The sequence below is a fragment of the Streptomyces gottesmaniae genome, from assembly GCF_031845845.1.
GTDB classification, from domain to species: Bacteria; Actinomycetota; Actinomycetes; order Streptomycetales; family Streptomycetaceae; genus Streptomyces; species Streptomyces akebiae.
The window spans coordinates 47,567-68,743 of record NZ_JAVRFJ010000042.1 but is presented as its reverse complement, the minus strand read 5'-3'; the positions used below and the strand labels follow the sequence as shown (position 1 = coordinate 68,743).

22 protein-coding genes are annotated in these 21,177 nt (G+C 69.1%); 15 read left to right on the top strand and 7 right to left on the bottom strand.

Annotated elements, in window-relative coordinates:
- Positions 1-5: 5 nt before the first annotated feature.
- The 12 genes from RM704_RS35930 to RM704_RS35875 all read left to right on the top strand — a co-directional run bounded on the left by RM704_RS35930 (position 6) and on the right by RM704_RS35875 (position 10,485).
- Positions 6-926 (top strand): carbohydrate ABC transporter permease, encoded by a 921-nt coding sequence (locus RM704_RS35930; protein WP_033525632.1) that lies wholly within the window; start codon positions 6-8, stop codon positions 924-926.
- A gap of 77 nt (positions 927-1,003) precedes the next feature.
- Positions 1,004-1,888, top strand: a complete 885-nt coding sequence (locus tag RM704_RS35925) for a carbohydrate ABC transporter permease (protein ID WP_033525633.1) — start codon at positions 1,004-1,006, stop codon at positions 1,886-1,888.
- Between the two features lie 163 nt (positions 1,889-2,051).
- Positions 2,052-2,390: an L-rhamnose mutarotase gene (locus tag RM704_RS35920; protein WP_033525634.1), complete on the top strand. Its 339-nt coding sequence runs from the start codon at positions 2,052-2,054 to the stop codon at positions 2,388-2,390.
- Positions 2,391-2,451: 61 nt separating this feature from the next.
- Positions 2,452-3,303: a fumarylacetoacetate hydrolase family protein gene (locus RM704_RS35915; protein WP_033525635.1), complete on the top strand. Its 852-nt coding sequence runs from the start codon at positions 2,452-2,454 to the stop codon at positions 3,301-3,303.
- A 29-nt stretch (positions 3,304-3,332) separates the two neighbouring features.
- Positions 3,333-4,091, top strand: coding sequence for an SDR family NAD(P)-dependent oxidoreductase (locus tag RM704_RS35910; RefSeq protein WP_033525636.1), 759 nt, complete (start codon positions 3,333-3,335; stop codon positions 4,089-4,091).
- A complete protein-coding gene (locus RM704_RS35905; protein WP_052145862.1) occupies positions 4,088-5,155 on the top strand; it encodes an aldo/keto reductase in 1,068 nt (355 codons plus the stop codon). Before RM704_RS35910 ends, RM704_RS35905 begins: the two co-directional genes overlap by 4 nt.
- Positions 5,136-6,041: an amidohydrolase family protein gene (locus RM704_RS35900; protein WP_033525712.1), complete on the top strand. Its 906-nt coding sequence runs from the start codon at positions 5,136-5,138 to the stop codon at positions 6,039-6,041. The genes RM704_RS35905 and RM704_RS35900 overlap by 20 nt, the downstream gene beginning before the upstream one ends.
- Positions 6,032-6,772 (top strand): (Fe-S)-binding protein, encoded by a 741-nt coding sequence (locus RM704_RS35895; protein ID WP_033525637.1) that lies wholly within the window; start codon positions 6,032-6,034, stop codon positions 6,770-6,772. Before RM704_RS35900 ends, RM704_RS35895 begins: the two co-directional genes overlap by 10 nt.
- The gene (locus tag RM704_RS35890) at positions 6,769-8,253 is read left to right on the top strand and encodes a LutB/LldF family L-lactate oxidation iron-sulfur protein (protein WP_033525638.1); all 1,485 of its coding nucleotides are present in this window, start codon (positions 6,769-6,771) and stop codon (positions 8,251-8,253) included. Before RM704_RS35895 ends, RM704_RS35890 begins: the two co-directional genes overlap by 4 nt.
- Entirely contained in the window at positions 8,250-8,918 is a 669-nt protein-coding gene (locus tag RM704_RS35885; RefSeq protein WP_033525639.1) for a LutC/YkgG family protein, read from the top strand. The genes RM704_RS35890 and RM704_RS35885 overlap by 4 nt, the downstream gene beginning before the upstream one ends.
- 65 nt (positions 8,919-8,983) lie before the next feature.
- Positions 8,984-9,904: an SDR family NAD(P)-dependent oxidoreductase gene (locus tag RM704_RS35880; protein ID WP_078936984.1), complete on the top strand. Its 921-nt coding sequence runs from the start codon at positions 8,984-8,986 to the stop codon at positions 9,902-9,904.
- Between the two features lie 308 nt (positions 9,905-10,212).
- On the top strand, positions 10,213-10,485 hold the full coding sequence (locus RM704_RS35875) for a hypothetical protein (protein ID WP_052145864.1): 273 nt from the start codon (positions 10,213-10,215) through the stop codon (positions 10,483-10,485).
- 5 nt (positions 10,486-10,490) lie between these two features.
- On the opposite strand, the gene RM704_RS35870 is transcribed toward RM704_RS35875, so the two are convergent.
- Entirely contained in the window at positions 10,491-11,252 is a 762-nt protein-coding gene (locus tag RM704_RS35870) for an MmyB family transcriptional regulator (protein WP_311592088.1), read from the bottom strand.
- Between the two features lie 16 nt (positions 11,253-11,268).
- On the opposite strand from RM704_RS35870, the gene RM704_RS35865 reads away from it, so the two are divergent.
- Positions 11,269-12,174 (top strand): hypothetical protein, encoded by a 906-nt coding sequence (locus tag RM704_RS35865; protein WP_052145865.1) that lies wholly within the window; start codon positions 11,269-11,271, stop codon positions 12,172-12,174.
- 276 nt (positions 12,175-12,450) lie between these two features.
- On the opposite strand, the gene RM704_RS35860 is transcribed toward RM704_RS35865, so the two are convergent.
- Together RM704_RS35860 and RM704_RS35855 are read right to left on the bottom strand one after the other, a co-directional pair.
- Positions 12,451-12,729: a hypothetical protein gene (locus RM704_RS35860; RefSeq protein ID WP_157856658.1), complete on the bottom strand. Its 279-nt coding sequence runs from the start codon at positions 12,727-12,729 to the stop codon at positions 12,451-12,453.
- Between the two features lie 3 nt (positions 12,730-12,732).
- Positions 12,733-13,443 (bottom strand): hypothetical protein, encoded by a 711-nt coding sequence (locus tag RM704_RS35855; RefSeq protein ID WP_052145866.1) that lies wholly within the window; start codon positions 13,441-13,443, stop codon positions 12,733-12,735.
- A 1,369-nt stretch (positions 13,444-14,812) separates the two neighbouring features.
- Between RM704_RS35855 and RM704_RS35850 the strand changes: the two genes are divergently transcribed.
- Together RM704_RS35850 and RM704_RS35845 are read left to right on the top strand one after the other, a co-directional pair.
- Positions 14,813-15,118, top strand: coding sequence for a hypothetical protein (locus RM704_RS35850; RefSeq protein ID WP_033525642.1), 306 nt, complete (start codon positions 14,813-14,815; stop codon positions 15,116-15,118).
- Positions 15,119-15,407: 289 nt separating this feature from the next.
- Positions 15,408-15,731 (top strand): hypothetical protein, encoded by a 324-nt coding sequence (locus RM704_RS35845; protein WP_033525643.1) that lies wholly within the window; start codon positions 15,408-15,410, stop codon positions 15,729-15,731.
- Here the strand turns inward: RM704_RS35845 and moaA are convergent.
- From moaA to RM704_RS35825, 4 genes are all read right to left on the bottom strand, one after another.
- Positions 15,714-16,703 (bottom strand): GTP 3',8-cyclase MoaA, encoded by a 990-nt coding sequence (moaA, locus tag RM704_RS35840; protein WP_033525644.1) that lies wholly within the window; start codon positions 16,701-16,703, stop codon positions 15,714-15,716. The two genes, RM704_RS35845 and moaA, sit on opposite strands and share 18 nt — an antisense overlap.
- Positions 16,697-17,860: an XdhC family protein gene (locus RM704_RS35835; protein ID WP_033525645.1), complete on the bottom strand. Its 1,164-nt coding sequence runs from the start codon at positions 17,858-17,860 to the stop codon at positions 16,697-16,699. The genes moaA and RM704_RS35835 overlap by 7 nt, the downstream gene beginning before the upstream one ends.
- 147 nt (positions 17,861-18,007) lie before the next feature.
- Positions 18,008-20,200, bottom strand: a complete 2,193-nt coding sequence (locus RM704_RS35830) for a xanthine dehydrogenase family protein molybdopterin-binding subunit (RefSeq protein ID WP_033525646.1) — start codon at positions 20,198-20,200, stop codon at positions 18,008-18,010.
- Complete coding sequence (locus RM704_RS35825) at positions 20,200-21,177, bottom strand: FAD binding domain-containing protein (protein ID WP_033525647.1); 978 nt, start codon at positions 21,175-21,177, stop codon at positions 20,200-20,202. The genes RM704_RS35830 and RM704_RS35825 overlap by 1 nt, the downstream gene beginning before the upstream one ends.

Genomic DNA, 21,177 nt, shown 5'->3' with positions numbered 1-21,177 from the left:
GACCGATGACCACCCACCTCGCAACGGAGCGGAGCGGCCGCCGCAGCGGCCGCTCCGCCCGCAACCCGGTCGGACGCGCCGGTTACGTCTTCGTCTCCGGCTACGTCCTCCTCCTGCTCGCCTTCGGCGTCCTGCCCACCTGCTACGCGGTGTGGCTGGCGCTGTCCAACTCCCGCAACCAGCTCGTCGGACTCGGCAACTTCACCCGGACGTTCACCGACTACCGATTCGGACCGGCCTTCCTCCACATCGGCCTGTACCTGGTGGTGTGGCTGGCCAGCCTGATGATTCTGGTGGTGCTGCTCTCCCTGATGCTGCACGGCCGCATGCGCAGGACCTCCACCAGTCTGCGATTCCTGTTCTACCTGCCGGGTGCCCTCGCCGGGGTGGCGAGCGTACTGCTCTTCCTCATCCTCCTCGACCCGGCGGCCAGCCCCGTCGGCTGGCTGCTGAAGGGCTTCGGTTGGAACACCCTCGCCCAGGTCAACGCTCCCGGTCACCTGCCGGTGCTCTTCACCGTCATCGCCTTCTGGACCGGGGCCGGCGGCTGGATCGTGGTCATGTACGGCGCGCTCAACAGCATCCCCGACGAGATCCTGGAGGCCGCTCGCATCGACGGCGCCAGTACGCTCCAGATCGCCCTGCGCATCCAGATCCCGATGATCACCAAGTGGATCGCGTACATGCTGATCCTGGCCTTCGCGGCCGGCACCCAGCTCTTCGTCGAACCGCAACTGGTCTCCCTCGCCAGCTGGGGCATGATCCCCGACAGTTGGTCACCGAACCAGCTCTCCTATCAGTACGCCTTCCAGGCAGGCGACTTCAACGGCGCGGCGGCGCTCTCCGTCGACCTCCTCATCCTGGGCCTCGCCTGCGCGGCGCTCGTCGTCTTCCGTACCGGCCTGTTCGACAGGGACGAAGGATGACCACGGCTCCCACGACCACAGCCCGCCGAACCCCGCCGCCCCGTACCGCCGGCGCCCGCACCAGCCCGAGGAAACCCATGCGCCGCAAGCGCCGCCCAAGCTCACTGGCCGCCCGGCTGGCCTGGCTCATCGTCATGGCCCTGTCCACGCTGTTCTTCTGTGTGCCGGTGGTGTGGCTCCTGCTGGCCCCGACCAAGACCGACGGCCAGATCCTGCGGGACAACCCGTTCTCGTTCGGCTCTCTCGGCGCGGTCGCCGACGCCTGGCACCACCTCTACGCGTTCCAGGACGGGGCCATTCTCACCTGGCTGCTGAACTCGGCGCTCTACACGTTCGGCGCGCTGGCCGTGACCCTGGTGACGTCGATCCCCGCCGGGTACGCACTGGCGCTCACCCAGTTCATCGGGCGACGGATGCTGCTGACCATCACCATGCTCGTGATGCTCATGCCGACGGCCGCGATGGTGCTGCCCCTGTATCTCGGGATGAACGCCGTGCACCTGGACGGCACGATCTGGTCGGTCATCCTGCCCTTCTCCTTCTTCCCGTTCGGGGTCTACCTCACCTACATCTACTTCTCCTCCAACGTCCCCTCCGACCTGCTGGCCGCGGCGCGCATCGACGGCTGCTCGGAGTGGCAGGTCTTCCGTCTCATCGCGATGCCGCTGGCCAAGCCCGTGATCGCCCTGGTCGGCTTCTTCAACTTCGTCGGCAACTGGAACAACTTCTTCCTGCCGTTCGTGATGCTGCCCGACAGCTCTCAGTATCCGGCGCAGGTCGGGCTGAACAACCTGCTCGCCGCCTCACCGCTGTTCAACACCTCCGGTGGCACGGGAAACCAGATCATGCGGCCCGAACTGGCCCTGGCCACCCTGGTGACCATCGTCCCCGTTCTGCTCGTGTTCCTCTTCTCCCAACGCGCTCTCGTGTCCGGCATGCTCGCCGGCGCGACGAAGGAGTGAGGAGGCAGCCGCACCCTTGGCGCCTCCGCCGTATTCAACCGGCGTTCCCTGACGTGGGGCGTGCCGAGCCCCACGCCGTGCGGACGGCCACGCCAGCGCGTCACCAGGCAGGCCCATCGCGGGCTGTCCGGCAACGCCGCCCGCACTCACCGGAAGGAGCCCGATGAAACGGGTAGCCCAGACGATCCGCCTGCGGCCCGAGCACCGTGAGCTGTATCTGCGCCTGCACTCCGCGGTCTGGCCGGGCGTCGAGGCCGCGCTGCGGGCCGCGAACATCCGCAACTACAGCATCTTCCTGCGCGAGGACACGCTGTTCGGCTACTTCGACTACCACGGCGACGACTTCGAGGCCGACATGGCCGCGATCGGCGCCGACCCGACCACCCAGGCCTGGTGGAAGCTCACCGATCCCTGCCAGGAGCCCTGGGCCGATACCGGCACCGGAGGCAACTGGTCGGACATGACCGAGATCTGGCATCTGAGCGATCCCGGCACACCGTGACGGTCACCCCCCATCCCTCGCCCGAGCCACCTGACAACCACTCATGACAAGGAAACGCCCGGTGAAACTTCTACGAGTCGGCGCGCCCGGTGAGGAGCGGCCCGCCGTCCGCACCGACGAGGGCCGACTGCTGGATCTCTCCTCCGTGACCTCCGACATCGACGGCGTCTTCCTCGCCTCGGACGGTGTCGACCGAGCTCGGGCGGCGGTCGCGGCGGGAGCACTGCCCGCACTGGACGCGGACGGTGTACGGATCGGAGCACCCGTAGCCCGCCCCGGCAAGATCGTCTGCGTCGGTCTGAACTATCGCGACCACGCCGCCGAGACGGGCGCCGCGATCCCCCCGCGGCCGGTGGTGTTCATGAAGGACCCAGGCACGGTGGTCGGCCCGTACGACGAGGTGCTGATCCCCCGCGGCTCCGTGAAGACCGACTGGGAGGTCGAACTCGCGGTCGTCATCGGACGACGGGCCCGCTACCTCGACGGACCGCAAGCCGCGCGGGCCGTGATCGCGGGGTACGCGATCAGTCACGACGTTTCCGAGCGCGAGTTCCAGCTGGAGTACTCGTCGCAGTGGGACCTGGGCAAGTCCTGCGAGACCTTCAACCCGCTCGGTCCGTGGCTGGTCACGACCGACGAGGCCGGCGATCCACAGGACCTCGGGCTGCACCTGAGCGTCAACGGCGTGAAGCGGCAACAGGGCCGTACCGGCGACATGATCTTCGCGGTCGACCACCTCGTGTCGTACCTGAGCCGGTACATGGTTCTGGAGCCGGGCGACGTGATCAACACCGGTACACCCGCGGGCGTGGCCCTCGGCCTGCCCGGCACCCCCTATCTCCGCCCCGGCGACACCGTCGAGCTCGCCATCGACGGCCTCGGCGCTCAACGCCAGACCTTCGGCCAAGCGTGAAAGGCGCCCCCTTGAGCAAGTTGAGCAGTTTGAGCGACCTGTCAGGACTCAAGGCCGTCGTCACCGGCGGCGCGTCCGGGATCGGGCTGGCCACATCCCGGACGCTGACCGAGCACGGCGCCACGGTGGCCGTCATCGACCTCGACCCCTCCGCTGCCCCCGAGCCGCTGATCGCCCTGAAGGCCGACCTTGCCGAGGACGCCTCGGTACGTGTCGCCGTGGACGCCGCTGCCGAGCGGCTCGGTGGCCTGGACATCCTGGTCAACAACGCGGGCATCGGCGCCGTCGGTACCGTCGAGGACAACCCGGACGAGGAGTGGCACCGCGTCCTCGACGTCAATGTCCTCGGAACGGTGCGCACCATGCGCGCCGCCCTGCCGTATCTACGGCGCTCGTCGCACGCGGCAGTCGTCAACACCTGCTCCATCGCGGCCACCGCGGGCCTGCCCCAGCGCGCCCTGTACTCCGCGAGCAAGGGCGCGGTGCTGTCGCTGACCCTGGCGATGGCCGCGGACCACGTCCGTGAGGGCATCCGCGTCAACTGCGTCAACCCCGGCACCGCCGACACACCCTGGGTGACCCGGCTCCTGGACGCCGCGGACGACCCGGAGGCGGAACGCGCCGCCCTCGACGCACGCCAGCCCCTGGGCCGCCTGGTCACCGCGGACGAGGTGGCGGCGGCTGTGGTCTACCTGGCGAGCCCAGCTGCGGGGTCCGTCACCGGCACTGCCCTGGCCGTCGACGGCGGCATGCAAGGGCTCCGGCTGCGCCCGGTGGCCGGCGCATGAGAGAGACGACGCTGGGCGGCACCGGTGTCAAGGTCACCGAGTTGTCGTTCGGGGCCGCCGGTATCGGCAACCTCTTCCGCCCGGTCACCGACGAGGCCGCGTCCGCCACGGTGGAGGCCGCCTGGGACGCGGGTGTCCGTACCTTCGACACCGCTCCGCACTACGGACTCGGGCTGTCCGAGCGACGCCTGGGCGCCGCGCTGCGCGGACGCGACCGCGACACGTACACCGTCTCCACCAAGGTCGGACGACTGCTCGAACCCAACCCCGAAGGCGGCCACGGCGACGACCTCGCCCACGGCTTCGCCGTGCCCGACACCCACCGGAGAGTCTGGGACTTCAGCCGCGACGGAGTCCTGCGCTCCCTGGAGGCGAGCCTGGACCGCCTCGGCCTGGACCGTGTGGACATCGCCCTGCTGCACGACCCGGACCACCACGCCGAGCAGGCTCTCACCGAGGCGTACCCAGCGCTGGAACGGCTGCGCGCTGAAGGCGTCGTCAAGGCGATCGGCATCGGAGTGAACCAGTGCCCACTCCCCGCCCGCTTCCTGCGCGAGACCGACATCGACGTGGTGCTGCTCGCCGGCCGCTACACCCTGCTGGAGCAGGAAGGGCTCGCGGAGGTACTGCCGGAGGCCGCCGCCCGCGGCAGGAGTGTCCTCGTCGGCGGGGTGTTCAACTCGGGCCTGCTCACCGACCCGAAACCCGGGGCCAGGTACGACTACGCGCCCGCCCCGCGGCATCTAGTGGACCGTGCCCTGCGTATGAAGGCGGTCACCGAACGCCACGGCGTACCGCTGCGCGCAGCCGCTCTGCGCTTTCCGCTCGGCCATCCGACGGTCGCGAGCGTACTGACCGGCGCGCGTTCCGCCGATGAGGTCCGCGACACCGTGGACCAGCTGCGGCGAACGGTACCGGCCGCGCTCTGGGACGGACTGAGCACCGAGCGACTGCTGCCGCCACACGTCCCCGTCCCCGTCGCCACCCCGGTCGGCGAAACCGGTCGACCGGAGGAGGAGTCGAGCAGTCGTGGAGGTGACCGCCATGAAGGACACCACCGCTGAGGGCGTCATAGACGCTCACCACCACGTGTGGGACCTGTCCGTCCGCGACCAGGACTGGATAACCGGACCAGAACTCGCCCCGCTGCGCCGCGACTTCCTGCTCGCCGACCTGGAGCCCGAGGCCCGGACGGCCGGCGTCACCGCGACGGTCCTGGTCCAGACGATCGACGTGCCGGAGGAAACACCCGGGTTCCTGGCAATGGCGAAGGACAGCGACCTGGTGGCCGGCGTCGTGGGCTGGACCGACCTCACCTCCCCGGATGTCGCCCGCGCGCTCGCGGCGCTGCGGGAGAGGCCGGGGGGAGAACTCCTGGTGGGCATCCGCCACCAGGTGCAGGGCGAATCCGATCCACGCTGGCTGCTGCGGCCGGACGTACTGCGCGGGCTCGCCGCAGTGGCCGAAGCAGGCCTCGTGTACGACCTCGTCGTCAGGCCCCATCAGCTCGCGGCCGCCCTCGACACCGCCCGACTGCTTCCCGGCCTCACCTTCGTACTCGATCACGCGGGCAAGCCCCCCATCGCCTCGGGCGAGCTGCGGCCATGGGCGGACGCGGTGCGCCTGCTGGCCTCGCTGCCCAACACCGTCTGCAAGCTCTCCGGCATGGTGACCGAGGCCGACCCGAACCGGTGGAGCGTCGAGGACCTCCGGCCGTACGCCGACACGGTCCTGGACGCCTTCGGACCGCGGCGGCTGATGTTCGGCTCCGACTGGCCCGTTTGCCGATTGGCCGCCACCTACGCCGAAGTCATCGGCGCGGCAGGGGAGTTGACGGCCACCCTCCATCCCGCCGAACGCCACGAGGTCTTCACCGGAACCGCCCTGCGGACCTACGGCCTGACCGTCACCGGCTCCTCCCAGGCCGCTCAGGAAGCACCATGCGCATAGCTCTCTTCATCACCTGTTTCAACGACATGATGTTCCCCCGCACCGGCCGCGCGGTGACCGAACTGCTGGAACGGCTCGGCCACACCGTGGAATTCCCGCAGGGCCAGACCTGCTGCGGCCAGATGCACTTCAACACCGGCTACCGCCCCGAGACCCTGCCCATGGTGCGCCGATTCGCGGAGGTCTTCGCGGGTTACGACGCCGTGGTCACCCCCTCCGGCTCGTGCGCGGGCATGGTGCGCGACCACCACCGGGTGGTGGCCGCCCAGTTGGGGGACCTCGCGCTCGGCGAGGCGGTCGAGCGGGTGGTGCCGACGGTGTACGAGCTGTCGGAACTCCTCGTCGACGTCCTCGGCGTCACCGATGTCGGCGCCCACTTCCCGCACCGGGTCACCTATCACCCGACGTGCCACTCCCTGCGCATGCTGCGCGTCGGCGACCGGCCGCTCAGGCTGCTGCGCGCGGTGAAGGGCATCGACCTGGTCGAACTGCCCGCCGCCGATTCCTGCTGCGGCTTCGGCGGCACCTTCGCGCTCAAGAACGCGGACGTGTCCAACGCCATGCTGGCCGACAAGATGCGCCAGGTCCTGGACACCGGCGCTGAGTACCTGTGCGCGGGCGACAACTCCTGCCTGACGCACATCGGCGGCGGCCTGTCCCGGCTGCGTACCGGCGTCGGGACGATGCACCTGGCCGAGATCCTGGCCTCCACCGAAGGGAACGTACGGTGAGCGGCGCCGACAACGTCGTATGGCTGGGCACCCCGGCCTTCCCCGAGGCGGCACGTGCCGCGCTCGCCGACACCCGGCTGCGGGCGAACCTGCGCCAGGCCACTGCCACCATCCGGGACAGGCGGCTGGCGGCCGTCGCCGAGCTCGACGACTGGGAGGACCTGCGGGAGACGGCGGCGGCCGTCAAGCGCCGCACGCTGCGTCACCTCGACCACCATCTCCTGCGGTTGGAGGAGACGGTGACCGCCGCCGGCGGCACGGTCCACTGGGCGGTGGACGCGGGCGAGGCGAACGCCATCGTCACGCGGCTGGTGCAGGCAACCGGCGAGGGCGAGATCGTCAAGGTCAAGTCGATGGCGACCCAGGAGATCGGCCTCAACGAGGCTCTCGCCGAAGCGGGCATCCGAGCCTACGAGACCGATCTCGCCGAACTGATCGTGCAGTTGGGCGGCGACCGGCCCTCGCACATCCTCGTACCGGCCATCCACCGGGGCCGCTCCGAGATCCGCGAGATCTTCCGGCAGCAGATGGAGAAATGGGGCCGACCGGCCCCCCAGGGGCTCACCGACGACCCACGCGACCTGGCCGAAGCGGCCCGGCTCCATCTGCGGGAAAAGTTCCTGCGGGCCAAGGTGGCCGTCTCCGGGGCCAACTTCGCCGCCGCCGACACCGGAACGGTGGTGGTCGTGGAGTCCGAGGGCAACGGTCGGATGTGCCTGACCCTGCCGGAGACCCTGATCACCGTCATGGGCATCGAGAAGGTCCTGCCCTCCTTCGCCGACCTGGACGTCTTCCTCCAACTGCTGCCCCGCTCGTCCACGGGCGAGCGCATGAACCCGTACACCTCGCTGTGGACCGGCGTCACCGAGGGAGACGGGCCCCAGGACTTCCATCTGGTCCTCCTCGACAACGGCCGCACCGCGACCCTCGCCGACGAGGTGGGCCGCCAGGCGCTGTCCTGCATCCGCTGCTCGGCCTGCCTGAACGTCTGTCCCGTGTACGAGCGCACCGGCGGCCACGCCTACGGCTCCGTGTACCCCGGCCCCATCGGCGCCGTCCTCACCCCACAGCTCGTCGGCGTGGAGAACGCGGCCTCGCTGCCTTTCGCCTCCACCCTGTGCGGGGCGTGTTACGACGCCTGCCCGGTCAAGATCGACATTCCCGAGGTGCTGGTCCATCTGCGGGCGAAGGCCGTGGAGGCCAAGCGCCGGGACCGACGCCTGCCCACCCCCGAGACGCTCGCCATGAAGGCCGCAGGCGGGGTGCTGTCCTCCCCGAGGCGGCTGGCGGCGGTCCAGCGACTCGCCGCCCTCGGCGCCCGGCTGGTGGCCCGCGACGGCCGGATCGGAGTTCTGCCCGGCCCGTTCGCCCGCTGGTCCGCCACCCGCGACACGCCGGTGCCGGCCCGCGAGTCCCTGCGTGCCTGGTGGCGACGGACGAGAGATGAAGACCGTACGACGACGGGAGGGATGGGCCGATGAGCGGCCGCGACACCGTACTGGGCGACATCCGGAGCGCGCTGGCCGACGTACCGGGCGCCGAGGCCCCCGACAGCGACCCCGTCCCGCACGATCCGCGCTCCCAGCAGGCGGGGCTGGACGTCGTCGGGCTGTTCATCGAACGCGCCGCCGACTACCGCGCCACCGTCGTCCGCGTTGCGCCGTCCGACGCCGTCGCCGCCGTGGGCCGTGCGCTGGGGCGCACCGGAGCGAAGTCTGTTGTGCTGCCCCCGGGTTTCCCTGGAGCTCTGGTACCCGAAGGGCCCTGGTCCCGGTTGGAGGACACTCCACCGCTCACGGTCCGACAACTGGACGCGGCGGACGCCGTGCTCACGACCGTCGCCGCAGCGATCGCCCTCACCGGCACCGTCGTCCTGGACAGCGGACCCGGACAGGGACGCCGTGCGCTGACTCTCCTGCCCGACCAGCATGTCTGTGTGGTCAGGGCGAGCCGCATCGTCACAGACGTGCCCGAGGCGTTGAGCCACCTTCCCCGGGACCGGCCACTGACTCTCGTCTCCGGGCCTTCTGCCACCAGCGACATCGAACTGGACCGTGTGGAGGGTGTGCACGGACCGCGAACGCTCGACATCATCGTGATCGTGGACGAGCAGGGCACGGACACAGGACTGTCCGGTCGCGCATGACGGCCCGCCTCCAGCCCGTCGAACCCGACCGGTCGGAGGGGTGGCCGCTGAGCGGGCGTTGAGCCATGGCCAGTGGGGTGGATGTCGTGGATCAGGACAACGTCTTTCAGGCCAGGGTGTTCATGTCCCACAGGACGGGGAGAGACAGGACGGGGAGAGACTGGTGGCCTGCGGATCGTGCCGTCGATCGCGCCGTACGGCGGGTGGAACAGTGTCGGTTCCGTGCCGGCGGCGACCTTGGTCGCTGCGTGGGCGCGCTCCACATGGGAGTGGGTCTGGGTGGGGGTGAAGAACGGGCGATCAGCGCGACCACAGCGCGGAACAGGCTCCGGACGGGCGACGACTCTGTCGTCCAGGACCGCCATCACGTCCAGCTGGGTGGGATCGATCCGCACGTCTCTCCCGGCCGGGCGGCCATCGACGGGGTGGGGGCCCGACGCTCAGCGGTCAGGTATGGCTGCACACCTACATTCGCCACCGCGGACACACCGCGCTCAACGATCGCGGTCGACGTCACGGCTGTGGTGCGACTGACGCACGAGATGCTTCCCGCCATGCGTGCCCGCGGCCGCGGACGGATCGTCAACGTCGCCTCGACGATCGCTTTCCAGCCCGCCCCCCTCCATGCCGTCTACGGCGGCGCGAAGGCGTTCGTCCTGTCGTTCAGCCAGGCCCTCGCGGAGGAGACGCGCGGCAGTGGAGTCACTGTGACCGCGCTGTGTCCGGGCCCCACGCGCACCGGCTTCACCGACGCGCTGAAAGCCGACGTCTCTCATACGGCGATCTACCGCAAGCTTGCCGAGCCCGGACCGGTCGTCGACGCCGGCCTGCGCGCGCTCGACCGCGGCCGCCCCGTCATCGTCCCGGGCCTGTGCAACCGGGCCATGACCATCCTCGGCCGGATCACCCCGCCGGGGCTGCTGATCCGCCTGACCGCCCGAATGCTGTCCGCCGCTGACAAGCCGGGGCACGCGGCGAGCCGGTGAGAACGTTGACATTCTGTCCGGATTGCCCCTGTCCGCGGTCGATCATGTCCCTAAATGCTGCAACTCTCTCAACGGAGCTGGCCATGGCGCTGCCGATGTTCTCCCTCGAACCGGTCGATGAGACCTACTTCGACCATGCACCAGTGCGATTCGTCCACACGTGGTCCATCAGCCGACCGGCCGAATCGGTCTGGGCGGAACTGGTCAGCGACGACCCCCTTCACTAATGCCGCGGCCTGAAAGTCCGATGGACATCACGCCGGCCTTTCGGTGTCGGCACTACCCGCCGGGCGGTTGCTCTGGGGGCCATGGCCAACGACGCGTACTTCTTCGCCTGGGAAGAAGGCCGCCGCCATTCCTTCTACTTCAGCCGCGCCAGATTTCCTCTGTTCGTCAGCGCCGGAGAGGACTACCTGGTCGAACCCGACGGACCGGACCACTGCCGATTCACCTGGCGCGTCGGCATCACCCCGACCGTCATGGGCCGCGCCGGAGCTCCGCTCAGCAAGCGCCTTTTCCGCAGCTACTTCCGCGACACGGGCCGCTATTTCGACGCCGCCCAGTCACTCCACACCCGGTAGCCGAGTCAACAATCGCATGCCCGGGTCCTGCCGGGCGGGGCCGCCTGCCGTTCGGCGTTGTGGTATTGGCCCTGGGTCATCTCCGGTCCGTGCACCGAGGGCAGGACTGAAATGTCTCGGCACATGCCCGACGCGTTCGCCGCGACAGGTGAAGGACGGATCGGCCGAACCGATGTACCGCCGGGCGAGGCTATGCGGCCCAACTGGCGAGGAGTTCCAGGCGCTCGCGAGGCTGTGCCGGGTGCGGCGGTGCAGGCCGTGAGGGGCAGGCCCGGGTCTGTGGGCAGCGGCATCGCTTCGTAGGTGAGGCTGAGGGTGCCGACGGTCGGGTGGTGGAAGGCCTTGGTGCCGGTGCGGTGCAGGCGTACGTCGTGGGTGGCCCACAGGGTACGGAATTCGTCACTGTGGGTGGACAGTTCGCCGATCAGGTCGGTCAGGTCATGGTTGTAGGGGGCGCGGCCGACCTCAGTGCGCAGAAGGGCGACGGTGCTGGGGGCGGTGTTGTCCAGGTCGGCGTAGAAGTCGGCGGCGGCCGGGTCGAGGAAGCGGAACCGGGCAAGGTTGGCCGGGCGGGCACCGCCGGTGAGGGCGGGGGAGTACGGGACGCGTCCGAGGCGGGTGATGGCGAGGAGGACTACCAGAGATGGAGCCAGACGCGACCGACCGTTCCCCGCGCCCCTGCTTTCCCGGGGACGAGGGGAATCGTGTGAACGGGCCGGACCGCAATGTCTGTTGGTGCCACAGAGATCACAACGTCGTACGCACATCTGCGATGCTGGGCAGATGAGCAAGGTGTGGCAAGGACACGTCATCGATGGCACGCGCTTCGTGGTCCCGGCGTCCGGTGTGACGCCGAGGCACGTGCTGTGCGCGGTCGGCGTGGGCCTGGACCCCGATGTCATCAGCAGGGTGGTCGAGGAGGCGGGCGCGGGGGACTTCACGCTCGACGAGTTCCAGCGGGAGCCTGACCCCCGGATGCGTGAGGCGTTCGACGTCGCCGTGGCTTCCCGCCGGGCCACCGGAGTCGACGAGTTCGGCGACGACGACTGGGCCGCGGTGGACGCACACGACTCGGTCGCGTATGTTCTGTCACCGCCGGTCTCCCAGGCCACCGGCCTCGACGTGTCCCGCCGGGCGCTGGCCGTCACCGCTGCCCTGTTGGCCAACGGAGCCACCGCGGTGAAGAACGAGTCCAGCGGGGTGGCCTGCGGTCGGGAGCGGTGGTTGGCCCTGGCGAGCGAGGCGGCGGCCGCCGAGACCGCGGACGACCTGGTCGGCGCCCTCGTCCGGGCGTGGGTCGTGCCGGTGATCCACGACGGGGAGGTCTACTACAGCTGCGGCATGCACCTCCTGGGCGAGGCCGACGTGGAGCTGGCCCCCGGAAGCACCGCGGTGCCCGAGCCGGAGCTGCTGTGGGAGTGGGTGACCACCATGGAGATCGCGTCGTACTACCTGCTGACCGAGCAGCCGGACCACGGCGTCCAGAACGGCGAGGGCTTCCGCATCGCGCAGGACGCCACGCGCTGGATCATGAACCGTGTGGAGTGCGAACGGTTCGAGGACGACGACTTCTTCCACAACCCGTACGGATACTGGCGCCTGACCCCGGCCGCCCGCGACCCACGGAGGGGTGCGAGGCTCAAGAGGCGCAACCCCCGCACGGCCTTCGGAACGCGACGGAAGGGGTGAGAGCGGGGAAGACGTGGAGATCTCCGGACACCACGGGCCGAACGCCGCGCCCTTCTCCGTGTCTCAGTACCCATCGTGGTCCCGTCCACCCGGGCAACCGCACATGGGGCAAGAACCGGAGGGACGTGCGATGTGCCGGTTTGGTGTTGGCGGGTGGGTGTTCCTGGCACGCAGAAGAACTTGGTGTTCCGGCGCCCCCCAACGGATCAGCCCTCAACACCCCACGCATACAAGGGAAATTCCTTGATCGCGGCCTTCTGTAACATGCTTTGGTGATTACGCTCTCCTACGGATATATCCAAGCCTCTTGGCGATGACGTATCCAAGAACGAAGGTGCCGCCGAATGTGCTTACGGCGGCCATTGCCGTCACCTTGAGGCTCGTGCCGATGAGGGCGAGCGCTAGCTCAGACAGTAGCGTCATGTATGTCGTCGTGAGAAAGATGACCCCGATGGCGAACCTGCTGATTTCGGCGCTCTCCGATCCCTCCCGAGAGGTTTCACTTGCTGGAGACATCTGACCGTCCGCACTTTCAGGTGGCGTCTTGTTTTCCACTCGTTATTTTCCTCTGATTGTGCGTGACGCGCTGCTCGCCACCTGGGGGAGGAAGCTCCCTGTAGGTAGTTGCGAGAAACCCTTACGGGGCGACGACGTGGTGCGGAACCTGCGCCGAACGACCAGGGCCGAACCTGCCAGCAGGGTCATGGAGGCAAGGGTCAACTGGCCGGCGATGGACGGGCAGTCCGACGGCGTGTCGTAGCCGCCGTCTTCCAGCCCGGCATGGCGTTCGAAGTGGTTGAACGCGCCCGGAAAGAACGTCTCGTCGAGGGCGTACAGCGCGGGGAATGCGGCGGGCCCGGCGGCAATCGAGAAAGCCGCCCACTGGTCGGAGTGCCGAGCCTCGTGTTCCGACAGGCGGTCCGTGCGCGGCGTCTCCGTCTCCATGCCCTGGTCGGTCAGGAAGACGGTGCCGAACATGGTGCCGGCGCGGACGACCCCGCCGTCCAAAACGACGGCGGTGGTGCCGTTGTCGTTCTGGTACAGGTCGCCGCCCTTGCCGGCGCCGTACAGCAGTGCCGCACCGGAGACTGGTGCGTTGACCATGACTCGGGTGGTCTCCCACGCGCCGCTGTGGCCGTTGGGCCCGGACGTCACGAAGAAACCGGCCAACACCAGTTGCACCGCCGCGCCCGCTCCCACCACCGCCAGGCGGCACCGCGACGGCACCCGTCCGCGCAAGGTGCCGACCACGGCGAGGACCAGACCCACCAGTCCGCCACAGACTAGGCACGCGGTCCACCACAACACTCTGCGGGCTCTTCGGTTCCCAGGGCGCCAGACGGGCAATTGTCGCTCGGGGGAGACCGGTTGGCGGTCCGGCAGGACTACGGCAGCGGGCCGGTCCAGCACCGACGCTGTCATGGGCGCCTCGCAGAACCTCGATCGGCGCCGGTGATGAAGCTGGCCTTACTCATGTTCGTTGCGTCCTGTCTGCGGTGCAATGACCACGCGCAAGATGCCCAGGCGTGATCCAGGGGCGAGAAATAATCGTTGCCGAGCCTCACACGCAGGCGCGGGCACGAAAAGAGGAGAAAATTATCCAGGGAGTAAGGCCTCCCCCTTTGCTGAACGCAATGCGGCGGCTACGTGGTCATTCCAAGTCGCCACTGTTGTGGCTCGCCGGTCCAGGCCCCAGTTCTCCCGATATACGGCGTGCCCGGCAGCGCTGCCCCGCGTCGTGTCGTCCTGGTGATGCGGACAGCCGGGGCCTGGAGGCCATGCAACCCGGGCGAGCTTGCCGCTTTCTTCTGGCAGCGGAATTCGGTACGTCACTGCCATGTACTGAACAATCGAGGGGGGATGCATCTTTCCCTCCCGGCTGGGCGGAAGTTATGGCAACGTCGCGGATCATGCCTGCGCCTTCCGCGGCGACCAATGGCCCTCAGGCGAAATCCCCCAAGATCACCGCAGACAGGAGTCCACGGGTGTCGAAAGTCCACCTTGGCGTGCACCACGGCCGGTGCCATATGCGGGCGAGGCCAGCGGGTGAAGACCAACACCAGCCACCGAGGGGTAAGGCCGTCATGTGGCGCCGTGACGGCAAGATTGTCGCGGTCGCCGGCCTGTCGGCGTTGCTACTGGTGGTGTGGTGACCGGCTGCACCTCCGATGGAACCGCGCCGGCGGGCACTGCGACCCTCGTCGAGCCGGCGGAAGGTACACCCAACCCCTCCGCGGATGTGGGTCTTGCCCGCTCGCAGCCGATCACGCTGACCCGCGACGGAATTCGGCTGGTCGGAACCCTCGAAGCCCCCGCACTCAGGCCGGGCAGAAGATGCCTCTGGCGATCGTCATGCACGGGCTCACTGGCAGTCAGGACGAGCCGGTGCTTCGTGCTACGGCGCAGGCAGGTGACATGGTCGACATGACCGTCCCGAACGAGGTCGAAGGCGCTCGGTGCCTTTACGACCACGCTCGTTCGCTGCCTTTCGTCTCCACGATCGGTCTCGTCGGCCACTCGCAGGGCGGAGTGGTCGCCGCGCCGCTGGCCGGGCAACTACTTGACAGGATCACCGTACTCACGCTGCTCGCGCCCGCGATCACCATTCCCGAGGGCGCCCCGTCAGGGAACATGGGCGGTGTCCCCGTACGACCCTGCCCATTCGCCCGAGTCCATTGCCTTGCTCGGGATGCAGGTCGGCCGCGCCTACCTCGTCACCGCGCAGACGCTCTCGACCAACGAGGTCCCCACCCCCCTACGCCGCCCCGGTCTCATCCATGGCTCCGACGAAGCGATCAATCCCCCGAGTCGATCCGAGGACTACATCTCCCATTTCCGGGACGGCGAACTGCGTCTGTTTACCGAGCAGGACGACGTGTTCAGCCAGAACCCCGGCAGGCCAGCCGGACTGGTCGCCACTTTTGTGACCGCGCACTTGCGCTGACCGAACCGTGAAAGCAGCACGAACGACAACTCATCGGTGAGCCCTCAATTCCGGACGTGCCCGGGTGTGGGCATTGTGGCTCAGCGCCTGCCGACCCGTTTTTCTCGTACCGCTTCCTGAAAGATGCCGACGTGACACACGCAGAAGGACCGACGTGGTAACCGCACGACTGAATGATGACGATGACCCCCGCCTCCCGAACACACCCGAGGACGGCGATGCCAAGTCGGCTCCGCCCCGGCCACGACGCTGGAGGCGCAGGCTAGGTTGGACCGCGGGTGTTCTCGGGGTGCTGATGGTGACTTTGGTGGTCAGCGGTCTGATCTACGTGCGCAGTACTCCGTTCGGTGCGTCTCTCTCCGGCGACCGGCTGGCCAGGAACGAGCGGTCACCGCAGTGGTACGACGGCGAGTTCAGGGACCCCCAGCCGCCATGGGTGTCCTGGCGGGCGCCGATCGCGGGGTCGATCTTTGACGGCGACACCAGTGACACCAGTCGCCCGGATCAGCCCCTCGACATCGCGGCGACCGACACGAGCGTGTTCGATGATCCGCCGGCGGAGGGACTGCGCATTACCTGGTTCGGCCACTCGTCTCTAGCCTCCGATCGCTGACATCGGGCGGTCCGGCTGGACGAAGGTCGGGTCGTCCAGGCCCGCGCCCGCCTTCTTGCCCCACATCGCCACCTTCCAGATGCGGGCTATCTCCTCGTCCGGGGCGCCCGCGCGCAGGGCCGCGCGCAGGTCCGTCTCCTCCGTTGCGAACAGGCACGTACGCACCTGGCCGTCGGCCGTCAGGCGGGTGCGGTCGCAGGCCGCGCAGAACGGGCGGGTGACCGAGGCGATGACGCCGACGACATGCGGGCCACCATCCACGGCCCAGCGTTCCGCCGGGGCCGAGCCGCGCTTCTCGGATCCCTCCTCCGTCAGCTCGAAGCGGGTGCGGAGAGACCTCAGGATGTCCTCTGCGGTGATCATGCCGTCGCGCTTCCAGCCATGCTGGGCGTCGAGGGGCATCTGTTCGATGAAACGCAGCTCGTAGTCGTGCTCGATTGCCCAGGCCAGCAGGTTGGGGGCCTCGTCGTCGTTCAGGCCCGGTATCAGGACGGAGTTCACCTTGACCGGGGTCAGGCCTGCCTCGTGGGCCGCGTTCAGGCCCTCGATGACGTCCTTGTGGCGGTCGCGGCGGGTGAGGGTCTTGAAGACGTCGGGGCGCAGGGTGTCCAGGGACACGTTGACCCGGTCCAGGCCCGCAGCCTTCAGGGCGGTCGCGGTGCGCTTGAGGCCGATGCCGTTGGTCGTCAGCGACATCTGGGGTCGCGGCTCCAGGGCCGCCACACGCTCCAGGATGCCGACCAGGCCGGGGCGCAGCAGCGGCTCGCCGCCCGTGAAGCGGACCTCCTCGATGCCGAGCGAGGTGACCGAGATGTCGATCAGGCGGACGATCTCGTCGTCCGTGAGCAGATCGGGCTTGGCCAGCCACTGCAGGCCCTCCTCGGGCATGCAGTACGTACAGCGCAGATTGCACCGGTCGGTCAGTGACACTCTCAGGTCGGTGGCCTGTCGGCCGTAGGTATCGATCAGCACGTAACCGACACCATTTCTGCCTCGTGCCGGGCTGTCTGCGGCGCTGCCCCGGAGGCGCGGTGGATCGGGCCGCTGACCCGGATCAGGGGCAGGCCACTCGCTCGGTTGACGTGGGCGATGATCTCCGCGGTGATCGAGATCGCCGTCTCCTCGGGCGTGCGGGCGCCGAGGTCGAGGCCGATCGGGGACCGCAGCCGGGCCAACTGCATCTGCGTGACGCCGACTTCGCGCAGACGAAGAAGGCGCTCTTCGTGAGTGCGCCGGGAGCCCATCGCGCCGACGTAGCCGACGGGCAGGTCGAGGGCGAGCTGGAGGAGGGGGATGTCGAACTTTGCGTCGTGGGTGAGTACACAGACGGCGGTCCGGGCCTCCACGGCTGTCTGTGCCAGGTAACGGTGGGGCCAGTCGACGACCACTTCGTCGGCGTGCGGGAAGCGTGCCTTGGTGGCGAAGACGGGGCGGGCGTCGCACACGGTGACGTGATAGCCCAGGAACCGGCCGGCCTGGGCGAGGGCGGCGGCGAAGTCGATGGCGCCGAAGATGAGCATGCGGGGGCGGGTGGCGGCCGTAGGGTCGAAGACGGAGAGCTGCTCGGGGCAGGTGTCGGCGTCCTGGCCGAGGGAGAGCAGCCCGGTGTGTCCGGTGCGCAGTTGGGCGGCCTCGTCCGCCACTGCCGTACCGGTCGGCGCGTTGCTGAGTACGTGGTCGGCGATCCAGCTGTCGCCGAGCACGCTCAAGGTGGCGCCGAGCATTCTCTCGGGCCCGTCCACGACCTGGGCGACGGCGACGGGCCGGCCCTCGACCACCTCGGCGAGCGCCGCGCCGAGATGCGGCTGGGAGGCCGGGTCGATGCGTTGGACGAGGACGTCGAGTTCGCCGCCGCAGGTGAGGCCGACGGCGAAGGCGTCGTCGTCGGAGTAGCCGAAGCGGGCACGCTGTGGAGCACCTTGGTCGTGAAGAACTTCTTGGCACAGCTCGTGGACCGCGCCTTCGACACAGCCGCCGGAGATGCTGCCGAGGGCGTTGCCGTCCTTGTCCACCGCCACGGACGTACCGATGGGCAGGGGTGCGCTGCCGGTGACGCCGACGACGGTGGCCAGGGCGAAGGGGCGTTCCTCGCGGCACCAGCGGTGCAGTGTGTCCGCGATGTTCAGCATGAGGGCTCCAGAGCAGACGGTCGCTGTCGCAGAAGGTGGATCGGGTCGCCGCCGGGTCGACGGGGGCGTATACCGGGCGGCGACCCGGGAGGTCCGGCAGCAGGACGGGGGGTTCGGCTGCCGGACCCGTTTATCGAGGCGGTGTCGTCAGAGCAACGCCTCGGCGGTGATGGGCAGTTGGCGGATACGTCGGCCAGTGGCGTTGAAGACGGCGTTGCCGATCGCGGCCGCCACGCCCACCTGGACGACCTCGCCGAGGCCCTTGACGCCCAGCAGGTTGCCGGCGTTGTCCTCGCCGTCCAGGTAGATCGCCTTGATCTCGGGGACATCGGCGTTGACCGGGACGAGGTAGTCGGCGAGGTTGGCGTTGACGATCCGCCCGTCGCGGTGGTCGGTGACCGTGTGCTCCAGCAGCGTCGTGCCGATGCCGCCCACGATGCCGCCGAACGCCTGGCTCTCGGCGAGCTTGGGACTGATGATCCGGCCCGCGTCGTACACCCCGAGCATCCGCCGTACCCGCACCAGGCCCAGGTTCGCGTCCACGGCGACCTCGGCGAAGGTGGCGTTGTAGGCGAAGTAGGCGGACCGGTTGCTGCCCGGCCCGTTGTAGGCGCCGTCGGCTTCCAGATGGGAGCGGTCGTTACGGGTCAGCAGGCGCTTGTATGTCTCGCCCCGTGTCGGATTGCCCTGCACATGCAGCCGGCCGCCCCGTACGACCACGTCGTCCGCGTTGACCCCGTACAGCGGCGAATCCTTGTCCTCGACGGCCAGCCGGATCGCCTGGTGCCGCACTTTGTTGCAGGCGTCGACGGTCGCCGAGCCGACGCTGGCCATGGTCGCCGAGCCGCCGTGCGGCGAGGTCGGCGGGTAGCGGGAGTCACCGAGCCGGAAGGTCACCGTACGCATCGTCAGGCCGAGCGCGTCGGCGGCGACCTGGGTCTGGGCGGTGTAGGTGCCGGGCCCCATGTCGCTGGTGGCCGCCTCGACCACGGCGGTGCCGTCGGCATCGAGGCGGGCCCGGGCCTGCGCGGGATACCGTCCCGGGTCGTACACGCCGGTGGCCATGCCCAGGCCGATCAGCCAGTCCCCGTCCCGCGTCGAGCGGGGCTTCGCCTTTCGGCGCTCCCAGCCGAACTCACGGGCACCGACCGTGTAGCACTCACTCAGGCGGCGGGTGGAGAACGGCTCGTTGGTCGACTCGTCCTCGCTCGGCTCGTTGCGCCGACGCAACTCGATCGGGTCGATGTCGAGCCGGTGGGCGAGCTCGTCCATCGCCGACTCGATCACGAACGAAGCGGACGCGAAGCCGGGGCCGCGCATCCAGATCGGGGTGTTCACGTCCAGCGGCACCGTCCGGTACGCCTGACGGACATTGGGCATGCTGTAGAGCATCTGCCCGGCCAGCATGACCGCCTCGTTGAACGTCTCGTACGAGGAGGTCTCGGCGTCTATGTCGTGGATCGCGGAATTCAGCCGGCCGCGCGGGTCGCTGCCGAGGCGCAGCCGGTATGCGTACGCGGGCCGGAAGCCGGTACCGAAGTACATCTGCTTGCGGCTGAGCACCAGCTTGACCGGCCGACGCGTCACTCGCGCGGCCAGCGCGGCGACAATCGTGTGCGGCCAGCAGCGCAGCCCGCTGCCGAACCCGCCACCGACGAACGGGTTGATGACCCGCACCGCGTCCGTCGGCAGGTCGAAGACTGCGGCGATCTCGTCGTGCGTGCCCATCACCCACTGGGTCTTGTCCCACACGGTGAGCCGGTTGCCGTCCCAGCGGGCGATGGTGGCGTGCGGCTCCATCGGGTTGTGGTGGTTGCGGGCCAGCTCGTACGTCAGGTCCAGCCGTACGGCCGAGGAACGCAGCCCTGCTTCCGCGTCCCCACGGGCGTAACGAGTCGGCTCGTCCGGCTCGGCCTTGGTGAGGTCGGTCGAGGGCTGTTCGGCGTCGTAGCGGACCTTGACCAGGCTCGCCCCGTGCTGGGCGGCCTCCAATGAGTTCGCCACCACCACGGCGACCGGTTGGCCGTGGAAGAGCACCTGGTCGTCCTGGAACACCCGAAGCCGACGCCCAGCCGGGTTGTTGGACCCGGGGTTGTCGCGGTACGGCAGCTTCGGCGCGTTGCCGTGGTGGATCACCCGCAGCACACCGGCGTGTTTCTCAGCGGCGCGCGTGTCGATGGACCTGATCCGACCGCGGCCGATGCTCGCGTCGACGATGACGGCGTGCACGACACCCTTGATGTCGTGTTCGGCGGCGTACTCCGCCTTGCCCGTGACCTTCAGTCGGCCGTCCACCCGGGACAGCGGTGCACCTACGGCTGCCTGCGGCTGGGGGCTCATTACATTTCTCCTACGGTGCGCAGCTGGCGTTCGACGGTCCGTTTCAGGAGCTCGACCTTGAAGCGGTTGTGCTGAAGGGGGCGGGCGCCATCGGCCGCATGACTGGCGGCCTCTCCCCACAGCCGGTCCGAGGGGCGCTCACCGATCAGGACCCGCTCGACGGCGGACAGCTTCCACGGCACGGTGGCCACACCGCCGGCGGCGACCTTCGCTTCTCGGATCACGCCACCCCGAATGTGCAGTGCGACGGCCGCCGAGGCGAGCCCGAACGAGTACGACTGCCGGTCGCGGAGCTTGAGGTAGGCCGACTTCAGCGGACGCGGATACGCCGGGATCTCGACCCCCGTGATCAACTCGCCCTGCCGGATGGCCTGTTCGCGGTGCGGGGTGCTGCCGGGGCGGAGCAGGAAGTCGGCGAAGGGGAGGCTGCGCTCCTTGCCGTCCGGGGCCTGCAGTTGGATGCTCGCATCCAACGCGGTCAGGGCGACGGCGAAGTCGGAGGCATGAACGGCCACGCAGTGGTCGGAGCCGCCGAGGATCGCATGGCTACGGTTGTAACCGCCCAGGGCGGCACAACCCGAGCCGGGCTCACGCTTGTTGCAGTCGGCGGTCACGTCACGGAAGTACGTGCAGCGGGTGCGCTGCATGACGTTGCCGCCGATGGTCGCCATGTTCCGCAACTGGGCCGAGGCGCCCCGCAGTGCCTGGGCGGCCACTGGAAAGAGGGAGTTCAGTTTGGGGTCGGCGGTGGCCACGGCCATCGGGACCAGAGCGCCGATGCGGATGCCGCCGCCCGCGGTGGCGGTGATCTCACTCAGCGGCAGGGCGCTGATGTCGACGAGCGTCTCGGGAGTCTCGACGGTCTCGCGCATCAGGTCGACCAGCGTGGTGCCGCCGGCGATGTAACGGCCGCCGCGTCTGCCGGCGTCCAGGGCTTCCCGGACGCTGTGGACGCGGGTGTAGGAGAAGGGGTGCAT

What these genes read in the sequence shown, in the direction of transcription:
- RM704_RS35930 (WP_033525632.1), top strand. Translation starts at nt 6, where the DNA reads ATGACCACCCACCTCGCAACGGAGCGGAGCGGCCGCCGCAGCGGCCGC.
- RM704_RS35925 (WP_033525633.1), top strand. Translation starts at nt 1,004, where the DNA reads ATGCGCCGCAAGCGCCGCCCAAGCTCACTGGCCGCCCGGCTGGCCTGG.
- RM704_RS35920 (WP_033525634.1), top strand. Translation starts at nt 2,052, where the DNA reads ATGAAACGGGTAGCCCAGACGATCCGCCTGCGGCCCGAGCACCGTGAG.
- RM704_RS35905 (WP_052145862.1), top strand. Translation starts at nt 4,088, where the DNA reads ATGAGAGAGACGACGCTGGGCGGCACCGGTGTCAAGGTCACCGAGTTG.
- RM704_RS35900 (WP_033525712.1), top strand. Translation starts at nt 5,136, where the DNA reads ATGAAGGACACCACCGCTGAGGGCGTCATAGACGCTCACCACCACGTG.
- RM704_RS35895 (WP_033525637.1), top strand. Translation starts at nt 6,032, where the DNA reads ATGCGCATAGCTCTCTTCATCACCTGTTTCAACGACATGATGTTCCCC.
- RM704_RS35885 (WP_033525639.1), top strand. Translation starts at nt 8,250, where the DNA reads ATGAGCGGCCGCGACACCGTACTGGGCGACATCCGGAGCGCGCTGGCC.
- RM704_RS35880 (WP_078936984.1), top strand. Translation starts at nt 8,984, where the DNA reads ATGGCCAGTGGGGTGGATGTCGTGGATCAGGACAACGTCTTTCAGGCC.
- RM704_RS35875 (WP_052145864.1), top strand. Translation starts at nt 10,213, where the DNA reads ATGGCCAACGACGCGTACTTCTTCGCCTGGGAAGAAGGCCGCCGCCAT.
- RM704_RS35870 (WP_311592088.1), bottom strand. Translation starts at nt 11,252, where the DNA reads ATGTGCGTACGACGTTGTGATCTCTGTGGCACCAACAGACATTGCGGT.
- RM704_RS35865 (WP_052145865.1), top strand. Translation starts at nt 11,269, where the DNA reads ATGAGCAAGGTGTGGCAAGGACACGTCATCGATGGCACGCGCTTCGTG.
- RM704_RS35835 (WP_033525645.1), bottom strand. Translation starts at nt 17,860, where the DNA reads ATGCTGAACATCGCGGACACACTGCACCGCTGGTGCCGCGAGGAACGC.
- RM704_RS35830 (WP_033525646.1), bottom strand. Translation starts at nt 20,200, where the DNA reads ATGAGCCCCCAGCCGCAGGCAGCCGTAGGTGCACCGCTGTCCCGGGTG.
- RM704_RS35825 (WP_033525647.1), bottom strand. Translation starts at nt 21,177, where the DNA reads ATGCACCCCTTCTCCTACACCCGCGTCCACAGCGTCCGGGAAGCCCTG.